At 45.3% G+C, this 20,432-nt stretch carries 19 protein-coding genes; 14 read left to right on the forward strand and 5 right to left on the reverse strand.

Annotation, left to right across the window (positions count from 1 at the left end):
• Window positions 1-25 precede the first annotated feature (25 nt).
• On the reverse strand, window positions 26-2,626 hold the full coding sequence (locus R7E00_RS10905; RefSeq protein WP_017634998.1) for a TonB-dependent receptor plug domain-containing protein: 2,601 nt from the start codon (window positions 2,624-2,626) through the stop codon (window positions 26-28).
• A gap of 820 nt (window positions 2,627-3,446) precedes the next feature.
• Here R7E00_RS10905 and R7E00_RS10910 point away from each other — a divergent pair.
• From R7E00_RS10910 to R7E00_RS10935, 6 genes are all read left to right on the forward strand, one after another.
• Entirely contained in the window at window positions 3,447-4,472 is a 1,026-nt protein-coding gene (locus R7E00_RS10910) for an ABC transporter permease subunit (protein ID WP_005384771.1), read from the forward strand.
• A gap of 1 nt (window position 4,473) precedes the next feature.
• Window positions 4,474-5,517, forward strand: a complete 1,044-nt coding sequence (locus R7E00_RS10915; protein ID WP_005379369.1) for an ABC transporter permease — start codon at window positions 4,474-4,476, stop codon at window positions 5,515-5,517.
• Between the two features lie 37 nt (window positions 5,518-5,554).
• Window positions 5,555-7,381, forward strand: a complete 1,827-nt coding sequence (locus tag R7E00_RS10920) for an extracellular solute-binding protein (protein WP_005384774.1) — start codon at window positions 5,555-5,557, stop codon at window positions 7,379-7,381.
• Between the two features lie 9 nt (window positions 7,382-7,390).
• Window positions 7,391-8,248 (forward strand): ABC transporter ATP-binding protein, encoded by an 858-nt coding sequence (locus R7E00_RS10925; RefSeq protein ID WP_005379371.1) that lies wholly within the window; start codon window positions 7,391-7,393, stop codon window positions 8,246-8,248.
• 35 nt (window positions 8,249-8,283) lie between these two features.
• Window positions 8,284-9,123 (forward strand): ABC transporter ATP-binding protein, encoded by an 840-nt coding sequence (locus R7E00_RS10930; protein ID WP_005379372.1) that lies wholly within the window; start codon window positions 8,284-8,286, stop codon window positions 9,121-9,123.
• 168 nt (window positions 9,124-9,291) lie between these two features.
• A complete protein-coding gene (locus R7E00_RS10935) occupies window positions 9,292-9,717 on the forward strand; it encodes a phosphate-starvation-inducible protein PsiE (protein WP_158173570.1) in 426 nt (141 codons plus the stop codon).
• Between the two features lie 55 nt (window positions 9,718-9,772).
• On the opposite strand, the gene R7E00_RS10940 is transcribed toward R7E00_RS10935, so the two are convergent.
• Window positions 9,773-10,639, reverse strand: a complete 867-nt coding sequence (locus R7E00_RS10940) for a YicC/YloC family endoribonuclease (RefSeq protein ID WP_158173571.1) — start codon at window positions 10,637-10,639, stop codon at window positions 9,773-9,775.
• Between the two features lie 184 nt (window positions 10,640-10,823).
• Between R7E00_RS10940 and rph the strand changes: the two genes are divergently transcribed.
• Both rph and pyrE read left to right on the forward strand, forming a co-directional pair.
• Window positions 10,824-11,540, forward strand: coding sequence for a ribonuclease PH (gene rph / locus R7E00_RS10945; protein WP_262606305.1), 717 nt, complete (start codon window positions 10,824-10,826; stop codon window positions 11,538-11,540).
• Window positions 11,541-11,644: 104 nt separating this feature from the next.
• Entirely contained in the window at window positions 11,645-12,286 is a 642-nt protein-coding gene (pyrE, locus tag R7E00_RS10950) for an orotate phosphoribosyltransferase (RefSeq protein WP_005379384.1), read from the forward strand.
• Between the two features lie 84 nt (window positions 12,287-12,370).
• Here pyrE and R7E00_RS10955 read toward each other — a convergent pair whose 3' ends face one another.
• From R7E00_RS10955 to coaBC, 3 genes are all read right to left on the reverse strand, one after another.
• On the reverse strand, window positions 12,371-13,321 hold the full coding sequence (locus R7E00_RS10955) for a Kdo(2)-lipid IV(A) acyltransferase (protein WP_033905948.1): 951 nt from the start codon (window positions 13,319-13,321) through the stop codon (window positions 12,371-12,373).
• Window positions 13,322-13,327: 6 nt separating this feature from the next.
• A complete protein-coding gene (slmA, locus tag R7E00_RS10960; protein ID WP_005379386.1) occupies window positions 13,328-13,918 on the reverse strand; it encodes a nucleoid occlusion factor SlmA in 591 nt (196 codons plus the stop codon).
• A 171-nt stretch (window positions 13,919-14,089) separates the two neighbouring features.
• Window positions 14,090-15,289 (reverse strand): bifunctional phosphopantothenoylcysteine decarboxylase/phosphopantothenate--cysteine ligase CoaBC, encoded by a 1,200-nt coding sequence (coaBC, locus tag R7E00_RS10965; RefSeq protein ID WP_017820705.1) that lies wholly within the window; start codon window positions 15,287-15,289, stop codon window positions 14,090-14,092.
• Between the two features lie 193 nt (window positions 15,290-15,482).
• On the opposite strand from coaBC, the gene R7E00_RS10970 reads away from it, so the two are divergent.
• From R7E00_RS10970 to mutM, 6 genes are all read left to right on the forward strand, one after another.
• Window positions 15,483-17,156 carry a methyl-accepting chemotaxis protein gene (locus R7E00_RS10970; protein WP_017820706.1) on the forward strand — a complete coding sequence of 558 codons (1,674 nt, stop codon included), beginning with the start codon at window positions 15,483-15,485 and terminating at the stop codon, window positions 17,154-17,156.
• Between the two features lie 114 nt (window positions 17,157-17,270).
• Window positions 17,271-17,945, forward strand: a complete 675-nt coding sequence (gene radC / locus R7E00_RS10975; RefSeq protein ID WP_017820707.1) for a RadC family protein — start codon at window positions 17,271-17,273, stop codon at window positions 17,943-17,945.
• 302 nt (window positions 17,946-18,247) lie between these two features.
• The gene (rpmB, locus tag R7E00_RS10980) at window positions 18,248-18,484 is read left to right on the forward strand and encodes a 50S ribosomal protein L28 (RefSeq protein ID WP_005384783.1); all 237 of its coding nucleotides are present in this window, start codon (window positions 18,248-18,250) and stop codon (window positions 18,482-18,484) included.
• 13 nt (window positions 18,485-18,497) lie between these two features.
• Entirely contained in the window at window positions 18,498-18,668 is a 171-nt protein-coding gene (gene rpmG, locus R7E00_RS10985; RefSeq protein ID WP_004410866.1) for a 50S ribosomal protein L33, read from the forward strand.
• Window positions 18,669-18,943: 275 nt separating this feature from the next.
• Window positions 18,944-19,420, forward strand: a complete 477-nt coding sequence (locus R7E00_RS10990; protein WP_085569736.1) for a hypothetical protein — start codon at window positions 18,944-18,946, stop codon at window positions 19,418-19,420.
• 102 nt (window positions 19,421-19,522) lie between these two features.
• Window positions 19,523-20,332, forward strand: coding sequence for a bifunctional DNA-formamidopyrimidine glycosylase/DNA-(apurinic or apyrimidinic site) lyase (mutM, locus tag R7E00_RS10995; RefSeq protein ID WP_053349744.1), 810 nt, complete (start codon window positions 19,523-19,525; stop codon window positions 20,330-20,332).
• Window positions 20,333-20,432: the final 100 nt, after the last annotated feature.

The following is a 20,432-nucleotide window of genomic DNA, read 5'->3' on the forward strand; positions in this document are numbered from 1 at the left end:
GCGGAAAACCCGCGCCAAATATTTTTTAGAAGTCGTATGATGCCTCGACGTATAGCTGACGTCCGATTGGATCGTCATACCCAGTTGCATAGAATGGAGAGGTATCGCTTAGAGGATCTGCAGGCGGTACTTTGTCAAACATGTTGATAGCACCAAGAGTTACACGACCACTCTCGTTGAATTGGTAAGAAGCCGTTAGGTTCCACGTTGTCATACTAGCGATTTCTGCTTTGTAACCCGCTTTTTTAGCAGAATCACAGTCATCAAAGTAGTAACGGTTTGCGTAGCTTGAACACATACGGTCGCGGTATTTACCAAATAGGTTGATAGCGACATCTTCATATGCCCAGCCAAGATTTAACGTTGCGGTGTATTCAGGCATGAAATCTCTTTCATCCGTTACAGGCTCGCTGTCGTTTTCTTGATATTCAGCAATCAAGATCTTCGTTACAGCAACACGCGTGTTAAATGAACCGAACTCATTAGTGTCGTATGCGTATTTGATCGCTAGGTCAATACCAGAACGCTCTTCATACGACTGGTTCACTGGACCATAGGATACCGACTTGATGGTGCCATCTGGGTTACGAACGACTTCAGTACCTGGGTATTTACCTGGATCGTTAATTACGTCTTGGTAAGTTGGTGCTGTTACGACGTCTTCCATCTTGATGTGGTACCAGTCAACAGTTACACCAAGATCATCCACAGGCTCCCACGCTAGGCCCAAGTTAATGTTTGTACTTGTTTCTTCTTTCAGCTCAGAGTTAGGGCCATTAAGCGTATCGAAGTACTGAGTATCACACTCTGGGTACTTATCTTTATCTTGTGGGCCGCTACCACCAGCGTTGGCACAAAGCACAGGGTCAAAACCAGAACCAAAGCCTCGAGTTTGATCACCAAATAGTCGCTTCAAGTCTGGAGCTCGGAAGCCTAGACCGTAGCTACCACGTAGCAATAGGGTGTCAGTAGGACGGTATGCTAGGGCTACTTTAGGAGTGAATGCGCCGCCAGTTGCCGAGTCGTCGAAGTAGTGGTCGTAACGACCAGCGACAGTCATTTCTAAATCTTCAATGATAGGAATAAGAGCTTCAACACCAAGACCAATCTGATCGCGGTCACCGCCGCCTGATGTTCCACCTAGACCAGAGAAACCACCAGCTGCTGTTGTAGCATCAATCGTCTCATTGTAGTCAGTACGGTTCCATTCACCATAAACAGCAAAGCCAGACATACCTGCAGGAAGTTCAACCAAATCACCAGCCAGTGAGCCGTTAACAGAGTAAAGCTTTGAGTAAGCTTCTTTGCTTGAAGTGCCGCTGTATTTGTCTACAACGTCTTGTGAGATAGGCCCTAGAAGATCGACATCACCATTTTGTACAGCTTGGTCGAGAGTTAGAAAGATTGCTGGGTTGCTTGTTTCAACGCTTTGCTCAGAGTAACCAGCGGATAGGTCCCAATCATACGTATCAGCAAGCAGGCCGTTCAAGCCTAAGGTTAAGCCAAAAGAATCGGCTTCAGTGTTACTTTCGCGTGGTCCAAATTCGACCATACGGCGAGTGTATTCGCCTTCGCCGCGGAAGTGAGTGGCATCAACTTCAACGCTGTAAGGGTTAGGTTCGAATTCAGATTCTGTAGACTTGTAGCCAAAACGGGCTTCTGCCATGGCAGTGACATTGTCGTTAATGTCCATTTCACCACGTAAAAGTAGGTCTACTTGTTTGTTTTCTGGTTTTAATGTTCGGTATGCAGAGCGGTTAACACCACACTTTCCATCCGCTCGTTCAATCGCGGCATCACCAACGACTTCTTTACATGAAGAACCAGCATCAGCTGGTGTTAGAAGTGTTCCGTTGGCGCCTTCAAAGTTTGCACCGTAGCTAGAGTAGCCACTTAGCTGAGAACGGCTAGAACCGTCATCGCCAGCCCAATCATCTCGGTCAGATTGCTTTAGCATTTCGTTGCCCGCAAATTGGCCAACGAAGAGAATACGTTTGTCGTCAAAGTTTTTGCCAGCTACAACGTCTAAACGACCATTTTGGTAACCACCATCCGTCGCGTCACCCGCGCGTACTTTTACAGAAACGCCATCAAAGTCTTTCTTTAAAATGAAGTTTACGACACCACCGATTGCGTCGGAGCCGTAGATAGCAGAACCTGAGTCGGTCATTACTTCAACACGCTCAATAGCGGCGACAGGGATTTGGCCGATATCTTGGAAGTTAGATGTACCATCTTGTGCTAGCGGGTATTGAGGAAGACGACGGCCATCAATAAGAATCAATGTGCGTGACGCGCCAAGGCCACGTAAGTTGACTGACTGCGCTGCTGGTGTAAACGAGAAAGAGTCTGTTTGAGCCATTACACCACCTGTGTTTTGGGTCAAACTGTTCAATACGTCTTGCGCGCTGTTAAAGCCTTTAGACTCAATGTCTTTACTATTAATAACAGTAACTGGTGAAGGACCTTCCATATCCGTCGTGGAGATACGCGAACCAGTAACTTTCATCTTTTGAAGTTTTTCAACTTGCTGCTCTTCTGCCAGTGCTGTTGCTGGGGCTGCAACTGCTGCTGTCCCCAAAGCAAGGCTTATCGCAACAGATAAAGCGGTTGTGTTTTTATACATCCTTGTTGCTCCGATTATTATTATTTCCTATGTCTGGCCGCATAGCGGCCAAATGTGACGTTAATATTTCGTTAACGTTCGGCCAATGTATAACCGAGATGAAAAAAGGAAGTCAAACCAGTGGTAAACGGGGATGCTTAAATGTAAAAAAGATGTGAATAACTGGGCTTTGTTAAAAAGGCGGAATAAAAAACCGAATAAAGTTTATGAATCGATATTAAATTTCAATAAAACACCGTATTTTGTGTTTCTTATAAACTTTAATGACTTATCTTGCCTATGGTTTTTTAGTGGGTAATTGAATCTGGAAAAAGATATTTTCCCAGTGAATTGTTCTGAGATGAGTTTTATATCGAATCCATACTTTGTTAGCTCGAACTTATTAGGTGGTATCAAAATATGATACCCATTGCGGTTAAAGGGCTCACTCGTATTTTTAGGTCAAATATAACCTTGGATTATGTGTCTATTTATGTGTGTAGGGTGCGTTTTTATGTAGGTTTTTGGCTCTAAACAGCCTAGATTGATATTCTGTATGAATTATTTTTGTGGTTTTTTATAATTTTTTACAAAAACATTTCTGTTTTTCGACATCGAAGGAAGTTTGTCATGTTTTGGTTTCAAACACTTGAAGCTGATGTGGATTCAAGATAAATATGACGCTGAAATTATTGCAGTAGTAGAAAAGTCTAGCTCTTGAGGCGCAGGGAGTGTGCTTCAACAGTTTTAGTTACTACGAGATAAATATGCACCATTTTGGGCGGAAAATATCCTCTTTCACTCCGTTTGAACTGGACAGTAGACAAGGAGCAAGTTGTATATGCTGTCGTACTTTTTACGCCGTTTGGCGTTGGTTATCCCAACGTTTCTCGGGATAACTATTCTCATCTTTGCTATCACTCGTTTCGTGCCTGGCGGACCTGTTGAACGCATGTTGTCACAAATGCAGTCTCAGGGGGACGGCGCCGCATCAATGACGTCTGCGGGTGGTAATACGGCCCTTTCTGACGATCAAATCGCGGAGCTGAATGCGTTTTATGGCCTGGATAAACCTGTAACGGAAGCGTACGTCGAGTGGTTAAGTCGTTTGGTAATGCTAGATCTTGGCGAGTCGACGCGTTACTACGAGCCTGTCTCGGATATGATCGCAGAGCGTTTGCCAGTGTCGTTGTTTTATGGCGGCATGACCTTCTTTATTAGTTATTTTATCTCGATTCCTCTTGGTTACTATAAGGCGCTCAAGCACGGTTCTGTGTTTGATTCCGCCTCTTCAGTACTCATTTTCGTAGGCTACGCGCTACCAGGTTATGTGGTGGGTGTATTGCTGATCACGTTATTTAGTTATCACTTGGAATGGTTTCCGATGGGAGGCTTTGTCGGCGATGACTTCGACGATTACGAAACCTTCTTTGAACGCGCTAAAGACATTATGTGGCATGCGGTGTTGCCTTTGATCTGTTACCTCATTGGTGATTTTGCCACGCTGACGATGACAATGAAAAATAACCTGATGGAAAACCTTTCCTCAGATTACATCCGCACCGCAATTGCGAAAGGATTACCTTTCAAAAAAGCAGTTCGTAAGCACGCGTTGCGTAACAGCTTAATTCCGATCGCGAGTCACTTTGGTAACTCTTTGTTGTTCTTCATGACCGGTGCCTTCCTGATTGAAGTTATCTTCAATATTGATGGCATTGGCTTATTGGGTTACGAATCAATCATGGAGCGTGATTACCCTGTTGTTATGGGTATTGTCGCCATTAATGCGTTGTTACTGCTCATTGGTAACATCATTTCAGATATTTGTGTTGCTTTAGTCGACCCACGTGTGAAGTTTGGAGCGTAACATGATTAAAGTTAGTCCATTAACTCAAAAGAAAATTCGTCACTTTAAAGAGATCAAACGAGGCTATTGGTCGTTTGTTGCTCTTTCTATCATGTTGATCCTTTCTCTATTCGCCGAACTTTTGATCAACAGTAAAGCGCTAGTCGTCAAGTACGATGGTAGCTACTATTTTCCTGTTGTCAGTGACGTACGTTTAGGTAGCGAATTCGGCCAAGAGTCATCCAGTGAAGCCGATTATCGTGTACTGCAAAAAGCGTTTGAGGCTGAAGGGGGAGACAACTTTGTTATTTTGCCGCTTGTGCCGTGGAACCCATACGAACAAGATTTTAGTGGTGATTTCCCGCCAACAGCGCCTAGTGCCGAAAATAAGCATTATTTAGGTACAGATGTGATAGGTCGCGATATTTTGGCGCGACTCGTCTACGGATTCAGAACGGCGATGGGATTTGCGTTGCTTACGATGGCCATTTCCTACGCGATCGGTACTGCAGTCGGTTGTGCTATGGGTTTTTGGGGCGGTAAATTTGACTTGTTTGTACAGCGACTTATCGAAATCTGGTCAATGGTCCCGTTTTTGTACGTCATTATGATTCTTGTCTCAATCGTTCAGCCGACGTTCGCTCTCTTTGTCGCTATTAACGTGCTTTTCACTTGGATGGGGATGACATGGTACATGCGGACCATGACCTATAAAGAAGCGGCACGAGAATATGTAATGGCGGCTCGTGCTTTAGGGGCATCGACCGGACGTATCTTGTTTAATCACATCTTGCCAAATACGATGGTGATGATTGTAACCCTAGCGCCTTTCACTATTGCAGCTAACATCACAGCACTGACTGCTCTCGATTACCTAGGATTAGGCTTGATGCCACCAACGCCAAGTTGGGGTGAACTACTGCAACAAGGTAAGTCAAACTTAGATTCGCCATGGATTGTTGCGTCAGTAGTGACTTCTATTGTTCTGGTTCTGGTAATGGTGACCTTTATTGGTGAAGCCATTCGAGCGGCTTTCGACCCGAAAAAATTCACACGCTATGTTTAAGCGAGCATTGTGAGCAAAACATAAAAAGGGAAGTTTTATGAAGAAATTATTTTTAGCGTCCACGCTGAGCGCCCTGAGTTTTGGTGCAATGTCAGCAACGCTTCCGACTGACTTAAACTGGCAAACAAACTGGGATGAGCCTCAATATGGTTCGCCAGAAGCGAAACGTGGAGGGACTTATCGCACCTTTATGTCAAGTTTCCCACAGACGTTACGTAGTGTTGGTCCAGACGCTAATGCAGGGCTACGTTCTTTTATCTTAGATGAAACACCAGGCTTGGTGGTCCGCCACCCAGATACTTTAGAGTTCATACCTGAGCTTGCTAACGAGTGGGCGTTAGCAGGTGACAACAAAACGGTCTATTTCAAACTCAACCCTGAAGCCAAATGGTCGGACGGCAAACCTGTGACTGCCGACGATTTCGTGTTCATGCTGAAGTTTTATCGTTCCAAAGACATCTTGGAACCTTGGTACAACGATTACTACAACAAAACGATTGCGGATGTTATCAAGTACGACACTCATACGTTTGCTGTTAAGGCGGCGAAAGAGTTTAATCCGGAAGAATTGCTGTTACGAATGGGGGCTCTGCGCCCACGTCCCGCACATTTTTATGCTAACCCTTCAAAAGATGAAAATGGTGACGGTATACATGACAACTTTGTCCGCTACTACAATTTTAAAAGTGAACCAACGACCAGTGCATACTACCTAGATGACATTAAAAAAGGTAAAAGTGTGACCTTCAAACATGTCGGTGAAGACTGGTGGGGTTACAGCAATAAGTATTATCAACATCGCTATAATGTCGACAAAATCCGCATCACAGTGATTCGCGACAGTGATATCGCGATGAAGCACTTTGAGAAAGGGAAGCTGGACGCATTTGGTCTTGTTTTACCAAGCTTATGGCATGATAAATCGAATACGGAACCTTACCAGAAGGGATACATTCAAAAGTTCTGGGGTTACAACCAATTCCCAGTTGGGGCTGGTGGTGTATGGATGAACACCGCGATGCCTTTGCTGGATGATTTAAACATTCGCAAGGGCATTACTTACGCGATTGACTTTGATGGCATGATAGAGAATGTCATGCGTGGCGACTACTCCCGTAAACCGAACCCGACCGGTTATGGTCATGGTAAATACACCCTACCAGATGCTAAGGCACCGAAGTTTGATCCCGCAAAAGCGGCCGAGGCATTCGAAGCCGCAGGCTTTAACAAAATTGGTTCTGATGGTATTCGTGTCAATGATAAAGGTGAGCGCTTAAGCTTCGAGCTGACCTACGGAACACCTGTTCATACTCCTCGTATTGCCTTTTTGCGTGAGCAAGCCAAGCTAGCAGGGCTGGATATTGAGCTCAAGTTAGTTGATGGCTCATCCATGTTCAAATACGTACGTGAGAAAAAGCACGATTTGGCTTTCTTAGATATGGGTACGTCTGAGATCCCAACGTATTGGGAGTACTTCCATTCAGTCAATGCGAACAAGCCGCAAACTAACTCTTTCACAAACTACAGCACGCCAGAACTGGATGAAAAGATCATCGAGTATCGTTTTGGCATGGATATGGATAAAAAGATCCAGCTAGGTCATGAGATTCAGCGTGACATCATTGATGCTCACGTTATCGTCCCAGGCTACATGGTTCCTTATGTCCGCTATGGTCACTGGCGCTGGTTAAAGTTTCCAGATAAGCCAATGAATCGCATGACAGAGGCGCTGTTCAGTGGTTCAATCATAGGCGATGGCACTTACTGGATTGATAGTGATATCAAAAAAGAAACGAAACAAGCGATGAAATCAGGCAAAGCTTTTGAACCTGTTGTTGTCGTAGATGACACTTATAAGCTGTAAGGATTGGTTATGGAAAACGATGTAATCCTAAGTGTTAAAGATCTCGAAGTTGAATTTACCACCGATGATGGGCCAGTGAAGGTTCTGCATGGTGTGAACTTTGATGTGAGAGCTGGACGTACACTCGGCCTGGTGGGAGAGTCAGGTAGTGGCAAGAGCGTAACCTCAATGTCGATCATGGGGCTATTACCTAAGCCATATGGCAACATTATCAAAGGTGAAGTGAATTATCGCGGCACCAACCTAGTTGATTTGCCTGCGGAAGAGATGTACGCCATGCGTGGCGATCGCATTTCGATCATCTTCCAAGACCCGATGACTGCGCTCAACCCAGTGCACACCATTGGTCGTCAAATATGTGAAGTGCTTGAGCTCCATCGACCTGAGCTCGACAAAAAGGAGCGGGAGGCGTACTCGATTGAAATGCTGGCAAAAGTAAAAATTCCAATGCCAGAGAAGCGATTGAATGAGTATCCCCATAACCTATCTGGTGGTATGCGCCAGCGTGTCATGATCGCGATGGCATTGGCCTGTAAGCCGGATATTCTGATTTGTGATGAACCGACTACAGCGTTGGATGTTACGGTTCAGGCGTCTATCCTTGAACTGATGAACGAGCTTCAGGAAGAAACGGGCATGGCGATGATCTTCATCACTCACGATCTCGGGGTTGTGGCAGAAGTGTGTGATGATGTTGCCGTGATGTATGGCGGACGTATTGTCGAAAAAGCAGAAATTTTTGAGTTGTTTGATAACCCACAGCACCCATATACAGAGCGTTTGATGGGGTTGATGCCGAGCTTAGATAATGAGCCAAAGCAGATGATCGATATCAAGCCTATTGATGCCAGTATGTTTGCCAGTTAACTGAGCAAAGTGAACCAGTCATAAAAGAGGATGTTATGGCAAAAGAAGTATTAAGAATTGAAAATCTTAAGCAGCACTTTGTTTCTGGTAAAGGGCTGTTCAAGAAAGGCTACACCATCAAAGCGGTAGACGGAGTTTCACTGTCTGTTTCTGAAGGTGAAACACTGGGGCTAGTTGGTGAGTCAGGTTGTGGTAAAAGCACCCTTGGTCGCACGATCTTAAAGTTATACGAGCCAACAGAAGGTAAGATTTTCTTTGAAGGTAAAGACATCACTAAATTGTCTGTGAAAGAGATGCGATCGCTGCGTAAAGACATGCAAATCGTCTTTCAAGACCCAATGGAGTCACTCAATCAGCGTCATACCATCGGTATGATTCTGGAAGAACCGTTTGTTATTCATAAAATTGGCACGCCAACAGAGCGTAAACAATGGGTAAAAGAGCTTTTAATCAAAGTGGGATTACCAGAAACGGCAGTAAACCGTTATCCACATGAATTTTCAGGCGGACAACGGCAGCGTATCGGTATTGCTCGCGCGATTGCATTGAAGCCTAAACTGCTGATTTGTGATGAATCGGTATCTGCGTTAGATGTGTCGGTACAGGCGCAAATCTTGAACCTATTGCTACAACTGCAACAAGAAATGAATTTGGCGATCATATTTATCTCTCATGATCTCTCTGTGGTGAAACATGTCTCTGACAAAGTTGCCGTGATGTATTTTGGTAAAGTGGTAGAAGCAGGCAGTGCTAAAGAAATTTATGCAAACCCGCAAAACGAATACACCAAAAAACTCCTATCTGCGATTCCGATCACTCACCCTAAATATCGGAAGAAAAAGCGCGTAGCTGAAAAAAAGCAGCAAGTGGCGTAAGTGATGCCACAGGTCCTATAACACCAAAGCGCTCCGCCAAATAAGCGGAGCGTTTTTATAAGCAAATGCCAGGACTTGGAGTCGATTTGCACTGATGTTTATTCTGATTGATTGAAGATCGTTGCATGCTAAACTCAAGGCCTATTTTCTTTGTTTGGATAATGGACCATGCCGTCGAATTTACCAAAATCCTTTAGTCGACCTTTCCTGAAAATCTTCCATATTTTGGAGGCGGTGTTATTAGTCTCTATTACCTTGGCGACGTTGTACGCCATGATGCAAGAGTTTGTGCACGTATTTGTAGAGAAGCGTGTCTTACTCACAGATATTCTTTTGATGTTTATCTATCTGGAAGTGCTCGCCATGGTGCAGCAGTTCGTGATGAACGGTAAAATTCCGGTACGCTATCCTATCTATATCGCGATGATGGCAATCGCCCGCTATATCACACTCGGAATGAAAGAGCTGGATGCAGTTTTGGTTGTGTGGTTATCTCTGGCTGCGTTTATTTTGGCTGCGGCTACTTTGCTGATCAGAATTGGGCACCATTATTGGCCCTACGTTGATAACAGAACTTCGGAAAAAGACGAATAAAAGAAAGCCCCGTATTAGCGGGGCTTTTTTGTTTCAATACTCGATGACTTTTAGATCATTCAATGTTTTGGATCTGCTCACGCATCTGTTCAATTAGAACTTTCAGTTCAACGCCCGATGCGGTGATGTCGGTGCTGATGGATTTCGACGCTAGCGTGTTCGATTCACGGTTGAACTCTTGCATCATGAAATCTAGACGACGACCGACTGCGCCACCTTTCTTCAGGATGTTTGTTGTTTCTTTTACGTGAGAGTCAAGACGGTCTAGCTCTTCTGCTACGTCTGATTTCTGTGCCAGAAGGATAAGCTCTTGCTCGATACGAGATGGATCCAGTTCCACTTTAGCGTCTTCGAACTTCGAGAATAGTCGTTCACGTTGCCATTCTAAAATTTCTGGCATGCGCGCACGCACTTTTACGACTTCTGCAGAAATGGCGTTCAAACGCTGTTCAATCAGCACCTTCATGTTCTCGCCTTCACGAGCGCGCGCTTCAATAAATTCATCCATTGCGCCATCAAATGCTTCTAGTAGCACTTTATTTACCGCATCCATGTCTTGCTCTGGCGTTTCCATTACCCCCGGCCATTGCATGACTTGAAATGGATTGATTCGGCTCAGTTCACCAGTCATGTGCATGACTTGTTCAGCGGCTTTAATTACCTGGCTAGCAAGCGCTTCATTGATGCTAAGCTCACCTTTTGCGGCAGGGTTTGCTTCAAAACGCAGATTACATTCTACTTTGCCTCGCGCTAAGCGCTTACGAAAGCGCTCACGTAAAACGGGCTCTAACCCGCGAAATTGTTCTGGCATGCGGAAGTATGTTTCTAAATAACGCTGGTTCACGCTGCGGATTTCCCATACCGCAGAGCCCCAATCGCCTTTTACTTCTTTGCGTGCATACGCTGTCATACTGTAAATCATCGAATTTTCCTGTCTTCATTTTTTGAAAATTACTTCAAGAGTGTATCATGCTGCGTCGATAGGTGCGCGGGATGTATGGATTGTTTATGTTGTGCCAGCGGCGTAACCTATGAATCCGGAATCGATTCCGTTATAATCTTCGCCCAACCAAATCGTCTTCTCCTCATATTTAAGGTAGATGCCCATGCGTCCAAACGATCGCAAGGCGGATCAAGTTCGCCCTATCAAAATTACTCGTAACTACACAGCTTACGCTGAAGGGTCAGTGCTAGTTGAGTTCGGTAACACCAAAGTGTTGTGTAATGCGACCGTCGAAGAATCTGTGCCACGTTGGCTAAAAGGTCAAGGTAAAGGCTGGGTTACAGCTGAATACGGCATGCTACCTCGAGCAACACATTCTCGTACTCGTCGTGAAGCGGCAAGTGGCAAACAAGGCGGCCGTACGATGGAAATTCAGCGTCTTATCGCGCGAAGCCTACGTGCTGTTGTCGATCTAAAAGTCATGGGTGAGTTCATGATCACCGTTGACTGTGACGTTATCCAAGCAGACGGTGGCACTCGCACTGCATCTATCAGCGGCGCAAGTGTTGCAATGGCCGATGCGTTCCAACACCTAGTAGATAGCGGCAAGCTAAAAGCAAACCCAATGAAAGGCCACGTAGCGGCAGTTTCTGTCGGCTTACTAGGCGACGAAGTATTGTGTGATCTTGAATACGTTGAAGATTCAGCGGCAGACACAGACATGAACGTAGTAATGACCGAAGAAGGCAAGATGATTGAAATTCAGGGCACCGCAGAAGGTGAACCGTTCAGTCACGAACAGCTGATGGCATTGCTCGAGTCGGCGAAAGTCGGCATTACGGAAATTGTCGCAGCGCAGAAGGCGGCGTTAGCCAATTGATTTAGATAGCTCCCATTATGGGGGCTATTTTTTTATCTCGACAATAGAGAAATGAATGATTGTCGAGAAGAGACACAAGAAACCAAGGACATAGAGAGAAAATAATGAAAGCATACCAGCGTGAATTTATTGAGTTTGCACTTGAGAAAGAAGTTCTTAAGTTTGGTGAGTTTACTTTGAAATCTGGCCGTAAAAGCCCGTACTTCTTTAACGCTGGTCTTTTCAATACTGGTCGTGACCTAGCGCGTCTTGGTCGTTTTTACGCAGCCGCGCTCGCTGATTCTGGCATTGAGTTTGATGTACTGTTTGGCCCGGCGTACAAAGGTATCCCAATCGCGACGACAACAGCAGTCGCGCTGGCGGATCACCACGATATCGACACGCCTTACTGCTTCAACCGTAAAGAAGCGAAAGATCACGGCGAAGGCGGTAACCTTGTAGGCTCTGCGCTTGAAGGTCGAATCATGCTAGTGGATGACGTAATCACAGCAGGTACTGCGATTCGTGAATCGATGGAAATCATTCAAGCAAATGGCGCAGACCTTGCTGGTGTGTTGGTTGCGATTGACCGCCAAGAAAAAGGCAAAGGTGAGTTGTCTGCGATCCAAGAAGTGGAGCGTGATTTTGGTTGTGCAATCATCTCGATCGTTAGCCTGACTGACCTTGTGACTTTCCTTGAAGAGAAAGGCACAGACAAAGAGCATCTAGAAGCAGTCAAAGCGTACCGCGCAGAATACGGCATTTAATTCGTTACTTTTTCTGAAAAAGTAAAAAGGGCAGATGGATATTCATCTGTCCTTTTTTGTTTTTGGATTTATCGCCTTGACCACTTACTTATAGCGAATGCCTTTCTCGACATGCTCATCTTGCATGGTTTTATAGCGTTTATGGAGCCACATCCATTGCTCTGGAGCGCGTAGAATGACTTCTTCCACATACTTGTTCATATAAGCGGCAGCGGCGACTTCGTCTTTTTGTGGATAATCGGCTTCAATGCACTTATCGGCGATGATGTCGTATTTTCCTTCGTCATTGCGAAATCCTGAGCCTGGGATGATCGCACATTTTGAGGTATACGCCAGAATGCTCGTGCCTGTTGTCGTACACGCATCGTCTACGGCAAAGAAGGGCACAAATACTGATTTTTTGCGACCGTAATCGTGATCCGGTAAATAGAACAGACGCTCACCGCTGCGTAAAACACGAATCATCTTTTTTACATCTTTACGATCAATCAGTTTATTGCCGTTATGTGTCCGTCCCCAATACTGGATAAAGTTATAAGCAGGATTATTATGCGGACGAAACGCGCCGTACCCGGCCACGCCTAACACGGCGAAAGCACGCGCAGTGATCTCTAGATTTAGAGCATGGACACAACAAAGTAGGACGCCTTTACCTTCTTTGGCTTTTTCACGCAGTGCGCCGAGATCTTTCTCGACGATCAGGTTTTTAAAGCGCCAAGTCGGCCAGAACCAAGTGATTCCGGTTTCTATCAGTGCCATACCGGTATTTTTGAAGTTCTCTTCAACAATATGTTGAATCTCTTCAGGTGTTTTGTCTGGAAAGGCCAATTCTAAGTTACGCTGAGCAACGTGGACACGCTTTTTACCGTAGCGCATGCCAAGTTTACCGAGTGAACGACCTAATGAAAGCAGCAGCCGATAAGGAAGAATATTGACGAGGATGGCCAACAGACCAAAACCAAGCCATACGCCCCAGTTACGAGGGTGAAGAAGTGAAAGAGAAAACTCGGGCTGCGTGTATTTGTCTTTACTCATAGTCTTTTACTTTATTTGTGCACTCAAAAGCGCCCAGTACTCGTCAAAGTTTGCAGTCGGCTGGTATTTAAAGTCGCTACGCACAAAGCGGTTTAGGCTCCCCTCAACTTGTCCCAGAATTTGCGCGGCTAGGATGCGCTCTTCGACAGGGAAAGACTTCCCTTCACGAATCTTACGTTCACGCAGGATTTGGCGCAATTGTGTTTCTATACGCTCAAAGAGTTGATTGATGCGTTCACGTAGACGTTCATTTTCAAACATTAGAGCATGACCCGACAAAATGCGTGTCAGACCTGGGTTACGTTCAGAGAACGCCAAAATAAGGTGCATCACCATACGAATACGCTCTAGTGTATCTTTTTCGTCGTCTAGAATACGGTTGATACGTGTCATCAAGGCTTCTTCAATGAACTCAATCAACCCTTCGAACATGCGCGCTTTACTTGGGAAATGACGATACAGCGCGGCTTCTGAAACGCCGACTTGCTTGGCCAGTTTTGCCGTAGTAATGCGTGAAGCGCCATCTGTTGATTCAAGCATTTCTGCCAATGCTTGTAAGATTTCTTCACGACGGTTGGATTTTTTACTGCCGGCCATTAGTTACTTCCTTTCAAAATACAAAGTTGAGCGGAGGGGATTATAAGACGCTATTTCGCCTCAAACTAGACCACTAAGGGTGGAATGGGAGATTTAACACCCTTAGTTGTCATTTTTGTACCAAATTTATGCCAGCTTTTGTAAAAAATTGGCAGGGTTTTCAAACGTTAGTTACATCAATTGATGCATTTTTTCGAGAATTTTAAAGCTCAATGCTTCTTTTGATTCTAAAGCGAGCGCAAGTTCACCTTCAGGCCAGTAAAGGGTAATTGCGTTGTCGTTGCTGTTAAATCCTTGCCCTGCAACCGAAACGTCGTTTGCACAGATCATATCGAGGTTTTTCTTTGTTAACTTGCCTCGAGCATAGGTCTCTACATCATTGGTTTCAGCCGCAAAACCGACGGTAAACGGACGCTTCTCCGTCATTGCTGCCACAGATGCAACAATATCAGGATTTTTAACCATATTAATGACCATTTCGTCGTTGTCTTCTGTCTTTTTCAACTTTTGAGACGCGATCGTTTGTGGGCGGTAGTCGGCAACGGCAGCGCAGCTAATAAAGGCATCATGCTGGTTTGCATGTGTCATAACGGCTTCGTGCATCTCTTGTGCACTGGAAACATTTATGCGTTCAACACCTACGGGCGTATTTAAACTGACAGGACCGCTCACGAGGGTGACTTTTGCTCCCATCTGCGCTGCGGCGCTCGCCAATGCATAGCCCATTTTCCCGGAGCTATGGTTCGTAATGTAACGCACTGGATCAATCGCTTCGCGAGTTGGTCCGGCGGTAATGAGTATCGACTTACCTTCTAGCAATTTTGGTTGAAAGAACTGTTCACATAGATGTACTAGCTGCATTGGTTCCAGCATTCGACCTGGTCCTACATCACCACAGGCTTGCTCTCCTGCCGCAGGGCCCCAGATGTGCATACCACGACGCGCTAACGTAGCGATGTTCTCTTGGGTTGCGATATTGCGATACATCTGTTGATTCATCGCAGGAGAAACGGCAACAGGGGAATCCGTCGCGAGCACGAGCGTAGTAAGTAAATCGTTCCCCATGCCTGCGGACATGCGCGCGATTAAGTCCGCGGTCGCGGGCGCTAATAGCACTAAATCTGCCCATTTGGCCAATTCAATATGGCCCATAGAGGCTTCCGCTGCTGGGTCTAGTAAACTGTCCGAGACAGGACGGCCCGAAACGGCTTGCATGGTTAAAGGGGTAATGAACTCTTTTGCGGCTTTCGTCATTACAACTTGAACTTGCGCTCCTCTCTCTATGAGGCGACGGGTTAGCTCCGCACATTTATACGCGGCAATACCGCCACTGATGCCGAGTAGAATTTTCTTTCCTGCTAGTGTTTGCATGTGAGATCTCCAATTTGATGACCGGATTTTAACACAATTCAAAGTCTGACCGCCCGAGCATATATAACGAGAAGATAATTCACATCAAACTCCAGAGTATTAATCTGACCGAGGAAGGGAAAATTCTCGCCTACCTCACAGACAAGTTGCGCGGAGTTTGCAAGTCTGAAAAGAAAAAGAGGTAGTGGAAACCATGGTGTTGAAAAGCCGAAACAAATTGCTGCTGATAACCCTAATTCCGCTGCTGTTGATCACTACGTTGATCTCAGTGGTGTATTACATCAACAGCAGTAAAAGTTTGGAAGCGGAGTTAGCAAGAGACAGGCAAGAGCTCATCGAAACGAAAAAGAAAGAGTTACAAGCCTATATGATGATGGGCGTGACGGCGATAAAACCTTTATACGACGCGGATGTAAATGGAAGTAATAAAGAGGCAGCAAAAGAAATTCTGAAAGCCATGCGCTTTGAAAGCGATGGTTACTTTTTTGCCTACGACTCTCAAGGTGTGAATACGTTGCACGCCATCAAACCTGCATTAGAGGGTAAAAACCTTTACGACTTAAAAGATGAAAATGGGGTCGCAGTTATTGCGGGCTTGATTGACGCTTCTCAAAAAGGGGATGGGTTCCTCTATTTCTCGTGGCACAAACCGACCATTGACGCACAAGCGCCTAAGTTGGGCTATGCAGAATATCTATCGAAATGGGACTGGGTTTTAGGTACTGGCGTTTATATTGATGACATCGACCAGCAAGTTGCGATGCACAGAGAGTTAAAGACTCAAGAGCTAAAAGAGCATACATTATCTGCCGTGTTGATTTCCGTTATTGGATTGATCATTACCAGTGTTCTCACCAGTATCGTGGTGTCTAAAGGCATTCAGCCATTACAACATGTCGCGGCTTCATTAAAAGATGTTGCCGCAGGCGGCGGTGACTTAACGGCTCGTTTAAAAGTCGAAAGTCAGGATGAAGTCGGTGAAGTGGCGGCCGCGTTTAATGAGTTTATGGATAAGCTGCACCCACTGATGCAGGACATTCATCGCTCTGCGACGACAGTACAGACCGTTTCTCAAAGCCTGAACACTCAGACCAGCCAAGCGAGCGGTCAAATGCAGGATCACTGTTTAGAGACGGACAAAGTCGTGACGGCAGTGACGCAAATGAGCATGACTGCCAAAGAAGTAGCCAGCAATACTAATGCGACCGCGCAGGCAATTGACGATGCCAACAGTCAAGTCACCGCCGCTCAGCATGAGGTCGAGCAAGCAATAGAAGGCATTACCGAACTCGTGACGGAGATAGACAGCACGTCAGATGCAATTTCTGAGTTGAGTTTACAGACCGAAAAAATAACCAAAGTGCTGGATGTGATTGGCGAGATAGCCGAGCAAACGAATTTGTTGGCCCTAAATGCGGCGATTGAAGCGGCTAGAGCCGGTGAGCAAGGTCGAGGGTTTGCCGTCGTTGCGGATGAAGTGCGCTCGTTAGCCAGTCGTACGCAAAATAGTACTCATGAAATTGGCGACATGCTCAAGCAGCTACAAAATGGTGTATCAAGAGCGGTCAGTACGATGTCGGTGAGCCAAAAACGAGGTGTCAAAACGGCGGAAGAATCTGCGCTCATTCAGCAATCTCTTTCTGGTGTTCATCATTCTATCGGAACAATTCGAGATATGGGTATTCAAACCGCGTCTGCCGCAGAAGAACAAAGCGCGGTTGCAGAAGACATCAACCAAAACTTAGTGGCTATTCAACAGATCGTGAACAACATTAATGAGACGTTGCAGCATGCCGAGTCAATCAGCACGCAGCTATCACAGTCTGGAACAGAAATTCACGGCTTGGTTGGCAACTTTAAACTCTGATGAACTGTTAAGTTGCATGGAAAACACTGATAGTACGAAGAAAGCGAAAGTCATACTCGACTTTCGCTTTTTGTTTTGTGGAATAGGGACACTTTCCATATAAAGAGACATCAGATGATACTGAAAGCTTTGCCAAATGAGTCCATGCCCAGAGAGAAGCTACTGCAACGAGGGCCGCAAGCTTTGACCGATGCTGAGCTACTGGCCATCTTCTTGCGCACAGGCACCCGCGGAATGAACGTGATTGAGCTTGCAGACTTCCTTATTCAAGACTTTGGTTCGCTCAGACAACTATTTTCAGCATCAGAAGAAGAGTTTTGTCGTCACAAAGGATTAGGGCAAGCCAAGTATGTTCAACTGCAAGCTGTACTAGAAATGACACAACGTTACTTGGCGGAGACGCTAAAGCGTGGTGATGCCTTAACCAGCCCCGACCAAACTAAGTTATATCTGTCTTCTATTTTGAGGGATCGGCAAAGAGAGGCTTTTTATATTCTTTTTCTCGATAACCAGCACCGAGTGATAAAAGATGAAATTTTATTTGAAGGAACGTTGGATGCAGCGTCGGTGTATCCGAGAGAAGTTGTTAAGCGTGCTCTGCATCATAACGCGGCGGCTTTGATTTTGGCGCACAATCATCCTTCAGGGGTTGCTGAGCCGAGCCAAGCTGACAGAAGGATTACAAGGCGTCTCATCGACGCATTAGCATTGGTGGATATTCGTATTTTGGACCATTTCGTCATCGGAGATGGGGAAAGTGTCTCTTTTGCTGAAAGAGGCTGGATATAACTGTGCGTTTTTTAGGTTGTTAGTTGCTAAAAATCTGCTATCATCCACGCCACTAAATTTTTAACTGAATTCAGCTTGGACTGCTAAAAAAATCTGCTGTCTAAAAAAAGATCACGAAAACCTGTAAAAAGGATCTGTTCGGGTCTTGAGCAATGCATATCAAGTTAGTATAATGCGCGACCTTTGATAGCCTTGTATGGATTTTCCATAGCGGTTCTTAACCTCTAACTTCTTTTCGAGAGATAGAGAGGTTCGGCCACCAAGGTTGATATCGAGCTGAAACGATTTTGGAGAAGACATTCATGTCACGAGTATGCCAAGTAACTGGTAAGCGTCCAGTAACGGGTAACAACCGTTCACACGCACGAAATGCTACTAAGCGTCGTTTTCTGCCGAACCTACAAACTCATCGTTTCTGGGTAGAGAGCGAAAAACGTTTTGTTAAACTACGTCTATCTGCTAAAGGTATGCGCATCATCGACAAGAAAGGTATTGATACTGTTCTTGCAGACATGCGTGCACGTGGCGAAAACGTTTAAGAGGAAATAAGCAATGGCAAAGAAAGGCGTTCGTGAGAAAATCCGTCTAGTATCTTCTGCAGGTACAGGCCACTTCTACACAACTGATAAGAACAAGCGTAACATGCCAGGCAAATTTGAGATCAAAAAGTTTGATCCAGTAGTTCGCCAGCACGTTATGTACAAAGAAGCAAAAATCAAATAATTGGTTTCAGTCTCTTTGATGAATTGAAAAACCCAACTTTCGAGTTGGGTTTTTTATTACCTGAATAAAAATGCTGAAGAAAAGTGTTCAGTACGTCATCGGATTATAAAGTACTGCTAACGTCATTTTATTGGTCCGACTCTATACTCGAATTTTTAATTTATCGTCCTATACCGCTTGGTCACCGCTTCTCTACATACTTGCACACCATTGTTCTAGTCAACCTCAATACTCTTTGGTAATTTACTCATAACTATAAGAGAGTAGAGATGGTTATGCGTGTGAGTCCGGCTCGTCGCCGCCGATGGAACAATATTCTTATTCTGGGCATTATCGCGTTTATAGTGATCTTAAATGCGCCGATGTGGATCAAAACTTACCTATTAACAGCCCAAGCAGACCCTTACCCAAATGTACTTCGCTCCGACTATACGGTGGAGTCTTTGTACTATAGTGGCTGGGAGTTCGAGCTGCATGATGGACGGTGGCAATCCAACATCAAAGTTGATGCACCGATCAGTGAACTTGTATCACGCTGGCAATCATTGGAAGGGACCGAGCTTACCTCAGAACAGTACGACCATTTAAAACCTAACCTAGCGGTACCTGAAACGGTAGAAGTCTGGTATCAGGCTCTCGAAGAGCCGCAGCGGGTGACTTTCTTTCGTTTACCTGATTTTTGGCTATTTAAAACCTGGCAAGACAAATGGGTCGCTATCTCCGTTGATGAAAACTACCTTATGCCAGAGTAAAGCCTTTTTGCGTCTATACCCCTAATAAGCTTCCCTATTTATCGTTTTTCTTTTCGATTATGCTAGCAGCGAGAACTATTAGCCGGTGAATTGGAGAATCTAATGCCTGAGTTGCCAGAAGTTGAAGTCAGCCGTATGGGGATTAGCCCCCACATGGTTGGACAAACGATCCAGTCGTTTACTTTTCGAACGCCTAAATTGCGCTGGGATATTCCTACAGAGCTTAAAAAATTGGAAGGGCAGGTGATCCGTGCGATTAGCCGTCGTGCGAAATACTTACTGATCGAGACAAACACAGGTACAGCCATTGTTCACTTGGGCATGTCTGGGTCTTTACGTGTCCTAGATGCTGACTTTCCGCCAGCAAAGCACGATCATGTGGATCTCAAACTAAGCAGTGGAAAAATACTGCGTTATAACGATCCGCGTCGTTTTGGGGCATGGCTGTGGTGTGCTCCTGGCGAGTCACATGCTGTGCTAGCAAACATGGGGCCTGAGCCTTTAACTGAAGAGTTCAATGCGGAATATGTAGCGGAGAAAGCTAAAAATAAGCGTGTCGCCGTCAAGCAGTTCATCATGGACAACAAAGTCGTGGTTGGTGTCGGAAATATCTACGCGAATGAGTCGTTGTTTAAATCTCGAATTCACCCTTCAAGGCCCGCAGGTAAGTTGACTTCTCAAGAGTGGGGGTTACTTGTTGAAAATATCAAAATGACACTTGAGATTGCCATTACGCAAGGTGGGACTACGCTGAAAGATTTTGCGCAAGCCGATGGAAAGCCGGGTTACTTTGCACAAGAGTTATTGGTTTACGGAAAAGCAGGAGAGCCATGCCCAGAGTGCGGCGAACGACTTCAAGAGCTAAAGATTGGCCAACGTAATACCTTCTTTTGTAGTGAGTGTCAGAAGTAATAGGCTTGCAGAGTTATTGATAGCTTTCGCTCAACAATGAGTATCCTTGCTAATAATTATTGGGGTAGATACTATACTGAGCTGCACTAAATCAGCTGAG

The sequence above is a fragment of the Vibrio sp. Vb1755 genome (genome assembly GCF_033338635.1).
In the GTDB taxonomy this organism is placed as follows: Bacteria; Pseudomonadota; Gammaproteobacteria; order Enterobacterales; family Vibrionaceae; genus Vibrio; species Vibrio alginolyticus.